At 66.6% G+C, this 14,929-nt stretch carries 17 protein-coding genes; 7 read left to right on the top strand and 10 right to left on the bottom strand.

All coding sequences use genetic code 11. The features are described 5' to 3' along the window. Positions 1-47: 47 nt before the first annotated feature. The 3 genes from BFD71_RS28920 to BFD71_RS28910 form a co-directional block, all read right to left on the bottom strand. A complete protein-coding gene (locus BFD71_RS28920; RefSeq protein WP_069267823.1) occupies positions 48-1,058 on the bottom strand; it encodes a LysR family transcriptional regulator in 1,011 nt (336 codons plus the stop codon). Between the two features lie 158 nt (positions 1,059-1,216). Then, on the bottom strand, positions 1,217-1,870 hold the full coding sequence (locus tag BFD71_RS28915; protein WP_069267737.1) for a 2-hydroxychromene-2-carboxylate isomerase: 654 nt from the start codon (positions 1,868-1,870) through the stop codon (positions 1,217-1,219). 79 nt (positions 1,871-1,949) lie between these two features. Then, positions 1,950-3,449 (bottom strand): TAXI family TRAP transporter solute-binding subunit, encoded by a 1,500-nt coding sequence (locus tag BFD71_RS28910; protein WP_069267736.1) that lies wholly within the window; start codon positions 3,447-3,449, stop codon positions 1,950-1,952. A gap of 570 nt (positions 3,450-4,019) precedes the next feature. On the opposite strand from BFD71_RS28910, the gene BFD71_RS28905 reads away from it, so the two are divergent. Further along, entirely contained in the window at positions 4,020-4,373 is a 354-nt protein-coding gene (locus BFD71_RS28905; protein ID WP_069267735.1) for a BON domain-containing protein, read from the top strand. A 336-nt stretch (positions 4,374-4,709) separates the two neighbouring features. After that, a complete protein-coding gene (locus tag BFD71_RS28900; RefSeq protein WP_069267822.1) occupies positions 4,710-4,970 on the top strand; it encodes a hypothetical protein in 261 nt (86 codons plus the stop codon). A gap of 40 nt (positions 4,971-5,010) precedes the next feature. On the opposite strand, the gene BFD71_RS28895 is transcribed toward BFD71_RS28900, so the two are convergent. Beyond that, positions 5,011-5,799: a sulfite exporter TauE/SafE family protein gene (locus tag BFD71_RS28895; protein WP_069267734.1), complete on the bottom strand. Its 789-nt coding sequence runs from the start codon at positions 5,797-5,799 to the stop codon at positions 5,011-5,013. 323 nt (positions 5,800-6,122) lie between these two features. Between BFD71_RS28895 and rarD the strand changes: the two genes are divergently transcribed. Then, a complete protein-coding gene (gene rarD / locus BFD71_RS28890) occupies positions 6,123-7,010 on the top strand; it encodes an EamA family transporter RarD (protein ID WP_069267733.1) in 888 nt (295 codons plus the stop codon). Between the two features lie 174 nt (positions 7,011-7,184). Continuing rightward, positions 7,185-7,565 (top strand): DUF5594 family protein, encoded by a 381-nt coding sequence (locus BFD71_RS28885; protein ID WP_069267732.1) that lies wholly within the window; start codon positions 7,185-7,187, stop codon positions 7,563-7,565. Positions 7,566-7,589: 24 nt separating this feature from the next. Here BFD71_RS28885 and BFD71_RS28880 read toward each other — a convergent pair whose 3' ends face one another. From BFD71_RS28880 to BFD71_RS28865, 4 genes are read right to left on the bottom strand one after another with little or no spacing between them, the layout of a single operon-like run. Beyond that, positions 7,590-9,206 (bottom strand): bifunctional protein tyrosine phosphatase family protein/NAD(P)/FAD-dependent oxidoreductase, encoded by a 1,617-nt coding sequence (locus tag BFD71_RS28880; RefSeq protein WP_083245528.1) that lies wholly within the window; start codon positions 9,204-9,206, stop codon positions 7,590-7,592. 40 nt (positions 9,207-9,246) lie between these two features. Continuing rightward, positions 9,247-9,699: a YeeE/YedE family protein gene (locus BFD71_RS28875; RefSeq protein ID WP_069267731.1), complete on the bottom strand. Its 453-nt coding sequence runs from the start codon at positions 9,697-9,699 to the stop codon at positions 9,247-9,249. 1 nt (position 9,700) lies between these two features. After that, positions 9,701-10,135 (bottom strand): YeeE/YedE family protein, encoded by a 435-nt coding sequence (locus tag BFD71_RS28870; RefSeq protein WP_069267730.1) that lies wholly within the window; start codon positions 10,133-10,135, stop codon positions 9,701-9,703. Then, entirely contained in the window at positions 10,132-10,467 is a 336-nt protein-coding gene (locus BFD71_RS28865; RefSeq protein WP_028202089.1) for an ArsR/SmtB family transcription factor, read from the bottom strand. Before BFD71_RS28865 ends, BFD71_RS28870 begins: the two co-directional genes overlap by 4 nt. A 116-nt stretch (positions 10,468-10,583) precedes the next feature. Here BFD71_RS28865 and BFD71_RS28860 point away from each other — a divergent pair, with 116 nt between their 5' ends. Continuing rightward, a complete protein-coding gene (locus BFD71_RS28860; protein WP_069267729.1) occupies positions 10,584-11,471 on the top strand; it encodes an MBL fold metallo-hydrolase in 888 nt (295 codons plus the stop codon). A gap of 88 nt (positions 11,472-11,559) precedes the next feature. Here the strand turns inward: BFD71_RS28860 and BFD71_RS28855 are convergent, their stop codons facing one another. Next, a complete protein-coding gene (locus tag BFD71_RS28855) occupies positions 11,560-12,756 on the bottom strand; it encodes an acyltransferase family protein (RefSeq protein WP_256094963.1) in 1,197 nt (398 codons plus the stop codon). A 176-nt stretch (positions 12,757-12,932) separates the two neighbouring features. Here BFD71_RS28855 and BFD71_RS28850 point away from each other — a divergent pair, with 176 nt between their 5' ends. Beyond that, positions 12,933-13,901, top strand: coding sequence for a quinone oxidoreductase family protein (locus BFD71_RS28850; protein WP_069267727.1), 969 nt, complete (start codon positions 12,933-12,935; stop codon positions 13,899-13,901). A gap of 27 nt (positions 13,902-13,928) precedes the next feature. Continuing rightward, positions 13,929-14,105, top strand: a complete 177-nt coding sequence (locus BFD71_RS28845) for a DUF1427 family protein (RefSeq protein WP_035512139.1) — start codon at positions 13,929-13,931, stop codon at positions 14,103-14,105. 69 nt (positions 14,106-14,174) lie between these two features. Here the strand turns inward: BFD71_RS28845 and BFD71_RS28840 are convergent, their stop codons facing one another. Continuing rightward, the gene (locus BFD71_RS28840) at positions 14,175-14,630 is read right to left on the bottom strand and encodes a host attachment protein (RefSeq protein WP_069267726.1); all 456 of its coding nucleotides are present in this window, start codon (positions 14,628-14,630) and stop codon (positions 14,175-14,177) included. Between the last annotated feature and the right edge of the window lie 299 nt (positions 14,631-14,929).

The following is a 14,929-nucleotide window of genomic DNA, read 5'->3' as shown; positions in this document are numbered from 1 at the left end:
TGAGGGCGCCCGTTTGCGTTCGCTTTGCGTTATCGCTTTGCGTTATTTCAGGCAGCTTCGAGCGGCGGCGTGGGCGTCGCTTCGCTCTTCGCGCTCGCGGCCTTCTTCGTCGCGGCACGCTTCGTCCCGCGCTCAGCGGTCAACGATCCCGACACCTCTTCGATCAATCCGCGCAGCCATCCGACATCGCTCGGCCTGTCCGGCTGCGGATGCCACATCTGATAGCAGTGAATACGCGGAAACGCGAACGGCGTCTCGACGACGGCGATGGGCAAGAGCCTCGCGTAGTGCTGCGCGAAGCGCCGCGTCGTCGTGAAGATCAGATCCGATTGCAGCAAGACCTGCGGCACGAGCCCGAAGTAGGGCAGCGTCGCGACGATGCGGCGCTCGGCTTTCGCCTTCGCAAACCCCAGATCGATCGCGCTCGCATGGGAGCCCGTATAGGGTGTGGGTGCGAGATGGGGAGCTGCGAGATAGGCGTCGCGCGTGAGTTCGCGGCGCGCGAGTGGATGGTCCGCGCGCATCATGCAGACGACCTTGTCGGAGAATAGGTCGCTGCGCGCGAAACGCGCCTCGGGCTTCGGCCAGTTGCCGATCACGATGTCGAGTTCGCCCGCGTCCAGCGCGCCGTGATGATCGAGCGTGGGCGAGAGTGAGAGGATCTCCAGCCGCGCCGCCGGCGCCGTCTCGCGAAAGCGCGCGATCAGCGTCGGCATGAAGAAGTCGTTGAGGTAGTCGGGGGCGGCAAGGCGGAACGTGCGCTTCGAGCGTTCCGGGTCGAAGTCGCCGTGCGGCGTGGCCACGAACTCCACGTCGCGCAGTATGCGCTGCGCGTGCTGCAGCAGCGACTCGCCGTACTCGGTCGGCACCATGCCGGCCTTGCCGCGCACGAGGATCGGATCGCCCAGGATCTCGCGCAGCCGACGCAATGCCGTGCTGACGGCAGGCTGGGTCTGGTTCAGGCGCAGCGCGGCCTGTGTGACGCTGCGCTCGACCAGCAGGGTGCGCAGCACGCGCACCAGCCAGATGTCGAGGGTGAGGGCGTTATCGTCGTCCATGGGTGTGGCGGGCAAGGGCGCGTGCGCGACGACGCATAGCGTTGCGCGCACGGATTCAGCCATAACCATATGCCTGCTCGCGCGCCACCGCCATAGGGTGCGCGGCATGACCGGCATCAGAAGGGCACGCGTTGGATGGTTCCGCGGCGCGCAGCCCGTCACTCGGTAACCGGTTTCGCGAGCCCCGAAGGCAGCGTGCTGATGCGCTTGACCTCGCGCGAGTCGAGCCAGTTCGGGCTGCGTGCGCAGTAGAGCACCATCGGCAAGGCGTCTTCGCCCCAGAAGAGCTGCTTGTTCATCCAGAACGTCGGCACGCCGAATACGCCCATCGCGATCGCGTCGTTGGTGTTGCGGCGCAACTGCGCGCGCACGACTTCTTCCTCGATCAGCGACTCGCCGTGCGGAATGCCCACGCGCTCGCAAAGCTGCTCGAAGCCCTCGTCGCTCGACGGGTCGCGCCCCTCGCGCCAGATGAAGCGGAAGATCTCGCGCACGCACGCGAACTCGCCGCCCGCCGCAATGGCGAGCAGCATCGGCCTGACCGAGTCGAACGGATGAGCGGGCGGCATCTTGAACGGAATGCCGAGTTGCTCGGCGCGAAAGAGCGCGTGCCGGTACGTGAACACGCGCTTGGCCGGGACCGCGGAGCCGAACGGCTGGCCCCAGTGGCGGTATAGCTCGGAAAGCAGCACCGGCGTCGGCACGAAATCGAAGCCGGGCCACTTGTTTTGCTGCTCCAGCAACAGATACGAAAACGGCGACACGAAGTCGTAGAACCAGGCCGGCTGGCTGGCGTCGATGCCGTCGATCATGCTGTTTCTCCTCTCCAGGGCGATATCCGGGCCATTGCTTGCATGGCCCATTGTTCGGTTCAAAATGCGTGCAGCGGCGCTAATGCGTGCGCTCGCCTGTTTCATTGCCGCCGCTTTCGTTTGCATGGCTCGCCTCTGTACCCGCTGTGCCTGCGTCGTTGCTGCCGCCTTCCGGCGCCTCTGCCTCTTCTGCGCTTTCCGCTGTCTGCTCTTCTTCTGCCCCAACGCCTGCGTCCGGCGCTTCGCGCGTGCCGGACAGCCGCGCGCGCACGAAGCCGATATGCTCGCGCAGCACGTAGAACTGCTCCGCGTAGGCGAGCGGCATTTTCATGCCGTTCACCGATTCCTCGATCTTGTCGAGCTGGCGGATCAACGCCCGGCGCTCGGTGGGCGAGTTGTCGGCCATCGCGGCGCGCTCGAGTGCGATGAGCGAGCCGTACCAGCGGTAGATGCGCGATTTTACCCGCCAGGCGTAGAGCGAAGGCACGATCCGCAGGCCCGGAATCAGCACGACGATGATCGGCACGAGCAGCACGACGAGCCGGTCGGCGAGGCTCGCCACCCAGAAGGGCAGCACGCGGTAGAGGAAGCTCTTGCCCGACTTGTAGTAGCGCGCGGCGTCGGCGCTGATCGGGAAGTCCTGGGCGCGCGGCGCGGGGAATTCGCCGGCGCGTTGCAGCAACGTGGAGCGGCCATGCACCTCCTTGGCCGCTTCGATCAGGAGGTCGGAGAGCGCGGGATGCAGTGAGTCGCGCGCGACCAGTTCTGCCGTCGGCGCGATGAAATGCAGGGGCGCTGCCGGCAGGTTGCGGCCGAAGTCGAACGCGCCCATCGGGATCGTGATGGCCGTGAGGAACGGAAAGCGCCGCGCGTAGGCGTCGGCCTGGACGAAGTCGAAGAAGCGCACGCCCGGCATGCGCATGAGGCGGCCCATGACGGGCGGCTGCGCGGAGTCGCCCGCGAGAATCGCGACGTCGATCTTGCCGGCCACGAGTTCGCGCGCGGCGTCGTCGCCGGAAAGCGGCAAAAGCCTGGTCGGGCCGCCGGGCTCGATGCCGTTCGCCTTGAGCAGCGTGAGCGCGAGCTCGCGCGTGCCGCTGCCCTCGGCGCCGATGGCGATGCGCTGGCCTTCGAACTGCGAGAGCCGCGTGGCGACGGGGCCGTGATAGAACACCACGAGCGGCACGTAAGCCACGCTGCCGAGCGACACGAGGCCGCCTGGCACCTTGCTCGCGAGACCGTCCTGCACGAACGCGACGTCGACGTTCGACTTCGGGTCGGCGAGACGCTGCAGGTTCTGCGCCGAGCCCTCCGATTCGAGCACGTTCAGCGTGATGTTGTTGCGCGCGAGGATGGCCTTGTACTTTTCCGCGGCGTTCCAGAAGGTGCTGCCTTTGGGCCCGGCGCTCATGGTCAGCGTGCTGGGCGGCGCGGGCTGGATGAGACGCACCGCGAGCCAGATGGCCGCCGCGCTCACGAGCAGGATGGGACCGAACGTGACAGCCAGGTCGCGCCACGAGATCGCCACGAAGCGCGCGACGAGACGGGGAGGAGGTTTGCGGCCGGTGCGGGACTTCATCGGGGTGGGGCGGGCCTCGGGTAGTTCGGGGGAGTGCGGGTCGGGTCCGCGTCGGGTCCGGCGCTGGCGCCGGGTCGGCTCAGGCGCGCGCGCCGCGCGGGCTCTGTGGTGCCGATGGTACATGAGATTCGGCGTTGCGGCGGCATGCCCGCGTGCCTCGCGGAACAGCTTAAGCGCATGCCGCATGCGCCTGAGCTAAACTCTTTGCGCTTGCGCCACAGCCAGGCTAAATTGTGGTTCGCCTGCTGCGCTTCGCAAGGCGCGCCGGGGCCCGGGAGGGGTGGAGAAGTTGAACGAGCGGGCTCGCGCGAGCATCAATTCAAAACAACAGGAAACGGGCGCAGACCTGTTCCGGCGGGTGTAATTCGACGTCCTTTCATCCTTTTGCCTCTCGCATCGCGTCCAGACCCTGGCCGTGCACACGCGCATTGCGCGCTGTGCACGGCCATCGGTAGTGGTAACAGCCGTCAGACCATGGCTGACGGGCGGCCTCCGAGCCGTCCTCCGGCAAGGCAGGCGGTCCTATTGCAGACAACAACCCGCAACAACGCGAAGACACAAGGAGAAAATATGAAATCGGTCGCTATTCTGAAGACGCTGGGCGTGGCGCTGTGCCTGTCGGTAGCTTGCAGCGCGTCGTACGCGCAGGACGAGTCGGCAAGTGCTCCCGCCGCCACCACGGCCGCTCCGGCCACCTCGGCCAAGAAGGCCGACCGCAAGCTGGGCTACACGGTGCGCAAGGCGCTCTCGAAGACCCAAGGCCTCGACGTTTCCAAGCTCAACGTGCGCTCGCACGGTGGCGCTGTCACGCTGACCGGCACGGTGCCGGATCAGGGCCAAATCGACAAGGCTGGAGAAGTCGCGAAGGGTGTGCCTGGCGTGACGTCGGTCTCGAACAAGCTGACGGTCAGAGTGGAGCAATAAACGCAGCGCACGCCCGGGAAACGGGGCGTCTGCGGTCATGTAGCAGCAAAAAGCCCGGCCTCGACAGGCCGGGCTTTTTTTATGCTCGGAGGTTGGGCAAGCGCACGGTTGGCGTGCGTCTGGGGCTGTTGCCGCTCGAAGCCGTCGGCTTGTACGCGTCGCACGTGAACCCGTTGCGCGGATCGCTCCGCGCATGCGATTGCGTCATGTTGCACTGCAGCCGCCAAAGTGTAGTTTGACACACAGTCTTCCCGCCGTTGGGGGTATACCGTGGCTGTATCGCGCGTCTTTCCCGAGGTCGAGCGCGGCCTCATCGCTGGAAAGCAGGAAATCGCCATGACCATTCACACCTACACCGACTTGCCGCTCGTCGACCGGGCGGCCTTCGAACTGGCCTGTGCGCGGCACGGCTTTGCGCCCATGCAGTTCGACATTCGCGGCGAAGCCGATCCCAACGACCCGGAACATGGCGACATGCTGATCGTGCGGCGCGGCGCCTGGGCGCAGGCTTACCGCATCGACGCCCGCGGCCAGTGGCTGCGCCAGTTCGAGGTCGATCTCAACGGGAGATTTTTCCGCCAGGCGCCCCACGCCTGAGCGTGCGCGAGGTGCGCGGCGGGCGCGGCGTGTGCCGCATTCAGGAGAGCACGAGCCGCACGCCCACGAGCGAGAGCGTCGCGGCGAGCAGCACGCGCAGCAGCTTTTCGGGAGCCTTGGTGGACAGCAGGCTACCGATCGCGATGCCGGGCAGCGAGCCGCACAGGAGCGAAAGCAGCATGTGCCAGTCGATCGAACCGAGCAGCCAGTGGCCGGCGCCCGCGAGGAGCGTGAGCGGCACGGCGTGCGCGACATCGGAGCCGACGATGCGCACCGTGGGCAGCGCGGGATAGAGCAGGAGCAGTACAGTCACGCCGATGGCGCCCGCGCCCACCGAGGTGAGCGAGACGAGCGCGCCGAGCACCGCGCCCGTGAGGATCGTGAAAAAGAGCGTGCGCGCTTCGCCCGGCTCATGCCGGTGGCGCGAGGCGAACGCGGCGAGCTGCGGGCGGAAAATGAGCGCGACGGCCGTAATGAGCAGCGCCGCCCCCAGCACGGCCTGGATCAGATGCCCCGCGCGCGGCGTGTCCATGCCATAGCGGTGCAGCAGGATCAGCGTGATCGTCGCGGCGGGCACGCTGCCGGCCGCGAGCCGCAGCGTCACCCGCCAGTCCACCGAACCCTTGAGCCCGTGCACGAGCGTGCCCGCGGACTTCGTCGCGGCCGCATAGAGCAGGTCGGTGCCGACTGCCGTGGCCGGGTGCACGTTGAAGACGAGGACCAGGATCGGCGTCATCAGCGAGCCGCCACCCACGCCGGTCAGGCCGACCAGAAATCCGACGAACAGGCCGGACAGCGAATACAGCAGATCGATATGGGGGAAGGACATCGCGCGCGAAGAGGCCGGTTCAGGGGGCTACGCCGTCGCCTGCCGTGTCGAGAACAGCGCGCGCCGTAAGCGGCGCGTCAGGCTGGACAACGGCCAGGGCTGGCGGCGAAAATCCGCTATTGTCGCAAAACCGGCGGCTTGGCGCTGGGTTAAGCGAAATCGGACGCGTTGCGCCTGGCTTTCAATTACCTTGACTCCGTCCCGCTGGCAGGATGCGGGCCAGATGCCGGCTCGCAACTTCACGTGCCGTGAGCGTCCTTCGCGCGCAGGCACGTGCCGAACAGCGCTGCGCAGCACTGGCGCCACCATAACCAGAATCCGACATGAATCCCGGCATCCTCTACGCGTTCGCTGCATTCGTTCTCTGGGGGCTCTTCCCCATCTACTTCAAGACGCTGCACCAGATCCCCGCACTCGAAATGCTCGCGCACCGCATGGCGTGGTCGCTCGTGTTCGTGATCGCCGTGCTCGTCGTGCGCCGTCACTGGCGATGGCTTGGGCCCACGCTGCATGACCGTCGCCTGCTCGGGCGCTTCGTGGCGAGCGCCGTGCTGCTCTCGGCCAACTGGGGCATCTATATCTGGTCCGTCAATGCCGGGCACATCGTCGAGGCGAGCCTCGGCTACTTCATCAACCCGCTCATCAACGTGTTGTTCGGCTATGCGTTCCTGCGCGAACGCCTGCGCCCACTGCAATGGGCCGCTGTGGCGCTGGCCACCGCGGGCGTCGTGTGGCTCACCTGGCAGAACGGTGCACCGCCCTGGATCAGTCTTGCGCTCGCCGTGACCTTCGGCGGCTACGGGCTTTTGCGCAAGACCGCGCAGCTCGGCGCGCTCGAAGGCCTCGCGCTCGAAACCGTGCTGCTCTTTCCCGTTGCGGTCGTTTATCTGACGATCGTGGGTCTCGCCGGCGCGAGCCACTTCACGCATGCCTCGCGCGGGCTGCAGCTGCTGCTCGCGGCCTCCGGCCCGATCACGGCGGTCCCGCTGCTTCTCTTCGGCGCGGCCGCGCGGCGCATTCCGCTGTCGATGCTCGGGCTGATCCAGTACGTCACGCCCACGCTGCAGTTGCTCACCGGCGTGCTCATTTACGGAGAGCCGTTCGGCGCGGTGCGCGCCGTGGGTTACGGCGCGATCTGGCTTGCGCTCGGCGTGTATTCGCTCGAAGGCGTGCGCAGTCTCGTGGCTGAACGGGAGCGCCGCGCGGCGTGAGGGGCTGAGTGGTGCTGCCCTGTCGGGCATTGGCTGACCTGCCGGCGGCGCGGTAGGATGCCAGCACGATGGCCGCACGGTCGTAGCGTCGGATTGGTGTGAATCGGATGCGCGAGTCAGCGGCGACCGGCAGTGCCTTAACCCTTGGCCAATCCTCAGTGGAGTGCCCCGCGCATGAGTATCGAAGCCGTCCGCCGGTTCGAGGAAGAATTCGCACCGCGCATTGCGGCGAAGCTGGCGAAACAGTTCGGCCCTTCGGTGCACGTCGATGTCGTGCCCAACGCCGGGCACGGCCACCCTACGCGCGTGCGCCTGCGCGGCGTCGCGAACGAGCACCGGCATCCGTATGTGTATCCGCTGAACGTCTCGCTGACCTGGGACACCGAGGAGATCGAGCGCCTCATGGAGCCCGGCGGCGAAGCGCGCTTCGAGCACTACCTCGAAGCGACCGGGCGCAAGCTTGCGTCATGGGAGTCGGCGCGCTCTGTCGATTTTGCTTCGCGCACGCAAGGCGAGCCCGAGGTGCTGCTAGGCGGGCTCGATTTCGAGGGCTAAGCGCGCCTTGGCCCTCGAGGTTCATCAGCCGCGCGCAGCCCGCGTGAGCCACTCGCGGCCCTTGAGCATGCCCCACCAGTAGAAGCTCGGCAGCACGCTCGCCTTGAGCAGCCACATGAGGCGGCGCGGGCGCGTGGGGTCGAGCGGGAAGGTAGGCAAGAGACGCCCGCCATAACCGAACTCGGCCAGCACGACTTTGCCCTTCTCCACGGTGAGCGGGCACGAGCCGTAACCGTCATAGCGATACGCCAGCGGTGCGCCCGCACGCGCGGCGAGCAGGTTCTCGGCCACGATCACGGCCTGCTTGCGCGCGGCCGCGCCGGTCTTGGCGTTCGGTGCCGAGCACACGTCGCCGAGCGAGAACACGTTCGGATAGCGCGGATGCTGGAGCGTGGCGTGATCCACCTCGCACCAGCCGGCTTCGTCGGCGAGCTGGCTGTCGCGGATGAAGTCGGGCGCGACCTGCGGCGGCACGGCGTGCAGCATGTCGAAGCGCTTCTCGACACGCGTGGCATTGCCGTTCGCGTCTTTGACCTCGAAGGTGGCGATACGCGCGGGGCCGTCTACGGCCACGAGATTCGACGAGAACGCGAGGTTCGCGTTGTAGCGCTTCACGTACTCCATGAGCGGCGGCACGAAGGTCGCCACGCCGAATAGCACGGCGCCCGCGAGATTGAACTCCACGTTGACCTGGCCGAGTACACCCTGGCGTCGCCAGTGGTCGCACGCGAGGTACATGGCCTTTTGCGGCGCGCCAGCGCACTTGATCGGCATGCCGGGCTGGCTGAAGAGCGCGGTGCCGCTCTTCATCTGCTGCACGAGCTGCCAGGTGTAGGGCGCGAGGTCATAGCGATAGTTCGAGGTCACGCCGTTCTTGCCGAGCGTTTCCGTGAGGCCCGCAATGCGCTCCCACGCGAGCCGCAGTCCCGGCGCGACGATGAGCTGGCGGTAGGCCACGCGCACGCCGCTGTCGAGCTGCACGACGTTCGCATCCGGCTCGACGCGCGTGGCGGCCGCGCGGAACCACTTCACGCCGGCGGGGATGACGCTCGCCATGGGCCGGCGCGTTTTCGTCACGTCGTATGCACCGCCGCCGACCAGCGTCCACGCGGGCTGATAGTCGTGGTGATCGCTCGGCTCGACGATGGCGATCTTCAGGCTCGGCTCGCGGCGCAACAGGCTCGCCGTGACGGCGATGCCCGCCGTGCCGCCGCCGATCACGACGACGTCCCAGGTTTCGCCTTCCCACGCGCAGGCCGCCGTCGCGGCACGCGCGGCATTCGCGGCTTGCGCGGCCTGGGTGGGCGCGCCTTGCTGCGCGAGCCGATAGAGGCTCGTGGCGCGGTTGCCGCTGCGGCAATACGCGAGCGCGGGGCCGGGCAGGTCGATCAGCAGCTGGGCGAAGCGCGCAGCGTCTTCGGCGGTGATCTGGCCGGGCGTTACCGGCAGATACGCGAACTGCAGACCGAGCTGCGAGGCCGCGGCGCGCAGCGCCTGCGACGTGGGTTGCGAGTCGCCGCCCTCGCCATCGGGCCGGTTGCAGATGATCGAGCGATAGCCCGCCGCCTGGATGGCGGCGAGGTCGTCGGGCGTGATCTGGTCGGCGCTCCCGAAGCGCGCGTCGTGTTGTGTGATTTGCATGTCGTTTTGGTCCCGAGGCTGGTGCGGCGTAGTGCTGCTTTTATTGCGGTTTGGTATGGATCGATGCGGCTTCTTGCGAGCGGCGGCGCTGCTCCAGCACGGCGAAAATTGCCATGCCCGCGAGCATGGCGGCGACGAAGAGCCAGGCGCGCGGCTGGCCGCCGCCCGCGGCGACGAGCGCGGGGCCGGGGCAAAAGCCCGCGAGCCCCCAGCCCGCGCCGAACAGCAAGGCGCCGCCAACCAGTCGGCCATCAATTCGACGCGACGTGGGCAGCTGAATCGGGGCGCCAGCGAGGCTCGACGCACGCCGGCGCGCGAGCCAGAAGGCGGGCGCGGCGAGGGCGATGGCGCCCGCCATCACGAAGGCAAGCGACGGGTCCCAATTTCCGGCGAGATCGAGAAAGCCGAGCACCTTGGCCGGGTTGGCCATGCCCGAGACGAGCAAGCCGATGCCGAACAGCAGACCGCACGCGAATGCGCTGAGTTTTCGCATCTCAGCCTCCGATCAGGTGACGCACGGCGAACACGGTGGCGAAGCCCGCCGCCATGAACGCGCCCGTGGCGACGAACGATCGGCGCGAGCCGCGCGCGATCCCGCACACGCCGTGGCCGCTCGTGCAGCCCGAACCGTAACGGGTGCCGATGCCGACCAGCAGGCCCGCCACGACGAGCGTGAGCGTGGACGCATCGATCTGCGTGACCGGAAGCGTCACGCGCAGCCGCCACAGCAACGGGGCGGCGATGAGGCCGATGACGAACGCGGTATTCACGCCGCGCTCGCCGCCCGAGCCCGGCAGCAACCCACCGAGCAAGCCGCTGATCCCGGCGATGCGCCCGTTCACGAGCACGAAAAGCGCGGCCGCCGCGCCGATCATGAGGCCGCCCGCGAACGAGGCGTAGGGCGTGAAGTGAGCGAGGTCGAGACTCATGCCGGATGGACCTTGAGCCGCCCGCAATAGAGGCTCGAGAGCGTCTGCATGACCTGAATGACTTCGGGGCTCGCGAGGCGGTAGTAGATGTATTTGCCTTCGCGGCGCGTATCGACGAGGCCTTCGTCGCGCAGCTTGCCGAGATGCTGCGAAAGGCTCGGCTGATGCACGCCCACCAGTTCTTCGAGCTCGCCGACGTTGCGCTCGCCTTCGGTGAGCTGGCAAAGCAGCAGGAGACGGTCTTCGTGGGCAAGCGCCTTGAGTAGCGCGCAGCACTTTTCGGCGGATTCGCGCAGGGCCGCGAGCGCTTCGGGAGTGAGTGGTGAGTTCATGGGTCGCCTCGTGGGACGAGGTTGCAAGTCAATGCGCCAGATTATACTTTGTCTAAAAACATTATATAAATTTATAATATGTGTTTCAATAGAGGGTCATCTTTGCGGAGTCGTTGATGTCCCACCCTGCCCAGCTACCCACACCCGAGCCCACCGTCGAGCCCTTTTTCGACCCCGTCACGGCCACGGTCACCTACGTCGTGCACGCCGGGCGCGGCAGCGCCTGCGCGATCGTCGACCCGGTGCTCGACTACGATCCGAAATCGGGCCGCACCTCCACGGAATCGGCCGATCGCGTGATCGCGTTCGTGCGCGACTACGAGCTTCACGTCGAGTGGCTGCTGGAAACGCACGCGCATGCCGATCATCTCTCGGCGGCACCGTATCTGAAGGTGCAGTTGGGCGGGCACATTGCCATTGGCGAGCACATTCGCGACGTGCAGCGTGTATTTAGCGCGGTGTTCAATCTCGCCGAGACGCTCAGCCCGGACGGCAGTCAGTTCGACGTGCTGTTCCAGGACGGCGAGACGTTCCAGGTCGGCGCTTTGGAGGCGCGCGCGCTGCACGTGCCCGGCCACACGCCTGCCGATCTCGCGTATCAGATCGGCAACGCCGTGTTCGTGGGCGACACGCTTTTCATGCCCGACGTGGGCTCGGCGCGCTGCGACTTTCCGGGCGGCGACGCGCACACGCTTTACCGTTCGGCGCGCAAGCTGCTCGACCTGCCCGGCGACACGCGGCTCTTCATGTGCCACGACTACCCGCCGGCATCGCGCGGGCCGTGTTTCGAGACCACGGTGAGCGCGCAGCGCAGCGGCAACGTCCACCTGAACGAAACCGTGAGCGAAGAGGCGTTCGTGCAGATGCGCACAGCGCGCGACCGCACGCTCGCCATGCCGAACCTGATCCTGCCGTCGATCCAGGTGAATATCCGCGCGGGTCGCCTGCCGGAGCCCGAAGCCAACGGCGTGCGGTATCTGAAGATTCCGATCGACGCACTTTGAATATGTGTGGCGTGAGTTCCGCTAAGTGCCTCTGGGAGCGCGGGAAAACGTCGTTGATCGCTTGCTGCCCGCGCGCTTCGCTGTTCAGTTAGCAGTGAGCGTCCTCGTTGACTGGCAAGTTGCCGGCCGGTTCCTCCTGCAAGCCTGTGCCTGCATCGCTCGCGCCGGCAGTGCGCGATCTGCGCAACCGTATGGCCGGCACAGCGTGCAACAGACGACGCGCGCGCCTATGCAGCGGCCAGTCGACGAACTGGTAGAGCGCGGCGCCCATCGCCGTAGCCACGATCATCGTGAGCACCACCCCGAGCGGCGCAGTCGGATCAAAGCCGCCGAGAGCGCCCGGCAGCAGCTTGCGCGCAGCTTCCACACAGTATGGATGGCTCAGATAGATGGCATAGCTCGCATCGCCGATGAATATGGCTGCGCGTGTCAACGAGCCCGAGCCCATCGCCGGTTCCAGGCTCAGTGTGCTACCGATCAGTACGAAAGCCGGCAGGCCGTAGTAAAGCAGCGGTGCGTTGGAAAGGTTGTGCCAGTTGATGTAGGCCATCCACGCGTAGGCCGCTACCGCGATGCACCCCGCGAGCGGCAGCTTGATTCGGACTCCGGATTTCCAGATCTGGTAGGCCATGAAGCCGAGCGGGAACTCGAATAAACGCTGATTCGCATAGAACGCGGTGAATACGCCGTGCGAGTTCGATGCCTTCGCCGCGCAAAAGATCGCAAGGATCAGCGCAGAAGTGAACAGCAGGCGGCGACGGCGCACCAGCATCAACGAAACGGCTGTGACCACGTAAAACAACATTTCGTAGTTCAGCGTCCAGCCGACGAACAACATCGGGAATATCTGGCCGCTTTCCTTGCGATAGGGAATGAAAAAGAGTGACTTCAGCAGATTCCCGAGGTCCGCTGTGGTCGAATTCAACAACTCCGGCGCAATGAGTGCCCCGGCGAATACGCCGAACGTCAGCACCCAATACAGCGGCACGATGCGGGCAATGCGGTCCGCGAGGAAGCGCTGTGTGGTCAAATTCGGGTTGTCCAGCACGAGGGCGATGACGAAACCGCTTATCACGAAGAAAATGTCGACGCCGAATTCACCGAGCGTATGTCCAGTCGGCGACATGATGTGAAAGAAGATGACCGTTGTCGCTGCAACAGCGCGCAGCACGGTAAGGGACTTTAGCTTTTGCATGGTGGATGCGCGGTCTGCGCGTTCGCCAATGGCGGGCTGGACGGATGCTCTGCGTTTGATCGAGGCTATTCTGACATCGCCAAAACGCACGCGTGTGCGTAGTTTTGTGTGTGACCGTACACAAGTCAGCAATTAGTTAAAGAGTTACCTTGTCCGAAATTCGAAAGCGTCTGTCCACACAACCGGCCTGCAGCAAACTACATTGACAGTTCGATAACGCGTTCGCGTAAGGCGTTGCGCAAAAACTGATTGCACGGAGTCCCGCCATGAAAGCCATCCAGTTCAGGACCTTCGGCAAGCCCGAGGTGCTCGAGTATCTCGATCTGCCCACGCCCGCGCCAAAGGCCGGCAGCGCGCTCGTGCAGGTGCGCGCCGCCTCGGTCAACCCGAGCGATGTGAAGAACGTCGCCGGCCATTTCGAGCACACGGTGCCCCCGCGCGTCCCGGGGCGCGACTTCAGTGGCGTGGTGGTGGCGGGCCCCGCAGAGTGGCTCGGCGCCGAGGTCTGGGGCACGGGCGGCGACATCGGCTTCACGCGCGACGGCACGCATGCCGAGTTCATCGAGGTGCCTGTGGCTGCGCTCGTGCGCAAGCCCGCGGCGCTCTCGCACGCGCAGGCCGCATCCATTGGCGTGAACTTCGTCGTAGCGTGGCTGGGCACCGTCGATTACGCGCGCCTCGCCGGGGGCGAAACAATCGCCGTGATCGGCGTGTCGGGCGGCGTGGGCGGCGCGGTCACGCAGATCGCGAAGGCGCGCGGCGCACGGGTGATCGGCGTGGGCCGCGAGGCGCCGCTTGCCGGTTCGCCGGCGGCGCGTCTCATCGACGCCTTCGTGCCGATGAACGAACACACCGCCGAACGCGTACGCGAGCTGACGGGGGCAGACGGCGCGGACGTGGTCTACGACGCCGTGGGCGGCGTAGCGTTCGAACTGGCGCTATCGCTTGCGAAGCGGCGCGGCCGCGTGATCGAAATCAGCGCGACGGGCAAGCGGCGCGTGGAGTTCGACCTGATCGACTTCTATCACAACGAGACGCAGCTGCTCGGCGCCGATAGCGCGAAGCTCGGCGTGGCCGAATCCGCACCGCTCATGCGCGCGATTGCCGAAGCGTTCGACACGGGCCGGTTCGAGCCGCCCGTCGTGGCTGCGCACTTTCCGCTCGCGCGGGCACGCGAAGCCTACGAGGCGGTCGCGGCGGGCACGCCCGGCCGCGTCGTGATCGACATGGCGTGAGTCCGCAACGACGAACGGGAGACGAAGATGAAGGGCTATCTGGTGTCGTTCGCGGTCGGCGCGCTCGCGGGCCTGCTCTACAACGTGCTGCAGGTGAAATCGCCCGCGCCGCCGACCATCGCGCTCGTCGGGCTGCTCGGCATGCTGGCGGGCGAGAACGTCATCGGCGTCGTGCGCGCATGCGTCGCGCATCTGGCGGGGTGAGCGGAGCAATCCTCACTCACGCACCGGATATCGCCTTGCGGCGCGGATTTTACCGACTGACGGGCTGGCTCACGCCCCGGCCCGCACGAGCCGCTCAGGCAAGCGCGTGCGCAGTTCACGTGCGTCGAGCGCCGCAAGATCCTTGTCGAGTTCGAGCGTGACGAGGCTGCGCGTTTGTGCGTCGATCGCCTTGCGCAACGCGCCGAGGAACGCGGGCGGCGCCGCGAGGACGAGCGTGCCGTAGCGCGCGTCGTTGCGGGCCTTCGCGAGCGTCGTCGCGATCTCCGCAGCGAATACGGCGGTTTCGTGATCGTGCTGGCTGGTGTCGGGATCGGTCGCGCTGCGGCCGAAGCCGACGCGGTCGGTGGTGCGCCCCGGCTTGTCCGTCACGAGGTTCTCGTCCGACATGCGGCCTTGCAGATGGAGCAGCGTCTCGACCTCGTCGATGGCGCCCAGCGGGCTTTCGGCGGCGAAAATGCGCGCGGTCACACGGTTGGCGACAACAATCCAGATCGTTTTCGACATGTTCGACTCCCGTGCGCCGGTCTAAACCGGCAGAGTGTTGTGAATGAAAGAGTCATACGTTGAAGGCCTAGCCAGCCACGGCGGCCCCGAGTCATGCGTGTGTATCCGCAAGGATGCAGGCGAAGCGTTGATAGGGGTACGCGTGGGCCGGGTATTGAGCCGCGAAATACATGCCCCACGGCGAAAGTCGCGGGATGACCGGGGTGCCGAGGCGCTGGGAGTTCGCCGAAGGCCACACTGGTGCTGCCGCCATGGCGAGGCAGTGCCGGACCCCGCGCGGTCAGAGACCCCGCGCACGC

The sequence above is a fragment of the Paraburkholderia nodosa genome (assembly GCF_001718195.1).
GTDB classification, from domain to species: domain Bacteria; phylum Pseudomonadota; class Gammaproteobacteria; order Burkholderiales; family Burkholderiaceae; genus Paraburkholderia; species Paraburkholderia nodosa_A.
This window is presented reverse-complemented; position numbering and strand designations above follow the sequence as displayed.

Excerpts from the sequence above, each read along its gene's own strand:
- BFD71_RS28920 (WP_069267823.1), bottom strand. The coding sequence starts at position 1,058 with ATGGACGACGATAACGCCCTCACCCTCGACATCTGGCTGGTGCGCGTG.
- BFD71_RS28915 (WP_069267737.1), bottom strand. The coding sequence starts at position 1,870 with ATGATCGACGGCATCGACGCCAGCCAGCCGGCCTGGTTCTACGACTTC.
- BFD71_RS28910 (WP_069267736.1), bottom strand. The coding sequence starts at position 3,449 with ATGAAGTCCCGCACCGGCCGCAAACCTCCTCCCCGTCTCGTCGCGCGC.
- BFD71_RS28905 (WP_069267735.1), top strand. The coding sequence starts at position 4,020 with ATGAAATCGGTCGCTATTCTGAAGACGCTGGGCGTGGCGCTGTGCCTG.
- BFD71_RS28900 (WP_069267822.1), top strand. The coding sequence starts at position 4,710 with ATGACCATTCACACCTACACCGACTTGCCGCTCGTCGACCGGGCGGCC.
- BFD71_RS28895 (WP_069267734.1), bottom strand. The coding sequence starts at position 5,799 with ATGTCCTTCCCCCATATCGATCTGCTGTATTCGCTGTCCGGCCTGTTC.
- rarD (WP_069267733.1), top strand. The coding sequence starts at position 6,123 with ATGAATCCCGGCATCCTCTACGCGTTCGCTGCATTCGTTCTCTGGGGG.
- BFD71_RS28885 (WP_069267732.1), top strand. The coding sequence starts at position 7,185 with ATGAGTATCGAAGCCGTCCGCCGGTTCGAGGAAGAATTCGCACCGCGC.
- BFD71_RS28880 (WP_083245528.1), bottom strand. The coding sequence starts at position 9,206 with ATGCAAATCACACAACACGACGCGCGCTTCGGGAGCGCCGACCAGATC.
- BFD71_RS28875 (WP_069267731.1), bottom strand. The coding sequence starts at position 9,699 with ATGCGAAAACTCAGCGCATTCGCGTGCGGTCTGCTGTTCGGCATCGGC.
- BFD71_RS28870 (WP_069267730.1), bottom strand. The coding sequence starts at position 10,135 with ATGAGTCTCGACCTCGCTCACTTCACGCCCTACGCCTCGTTCGCGGGC.
- BFD71_RS28865 (WP_028202089.1), bottom strand. The coding sequence starts at position 10,467 with ATGAACTCACCACTCACTCCCGAAGCGCTCGCGGCCCTGCGCGAATCC.
- BFD71_RS28860 (WP_069267729.1), top strand. The coding sequence starts at position 10,584 with ATGTCCCACCCTGCCCAGCTACCCACACCCGAGCCCACCGTCGAGCCC.
- BFD71_RS28850 (WP_069267727.1), top strand. The coding sequence starts at position 12,933 with ATGAAAGCCATCCAGTTCAGGACCTTCGGCAAGCCCGAGGTGCTCGAG.
- BFD71_RS28845 (WP_035512139.1), top strand. The coding sequence starts at position 13,929 with ATGAAGGGCTATCTGGTGTCGTTCGCGGTCGGCGCGCTCGCGGGCCTG.
- BFD71_RS28840 (WP_069267726.1), bottom strand. The coding sequence starts at position 14,630 with ATGTCGAAAACGATCTGGATTGTTGTCGCCAACCGTGTGACCGCGCGC.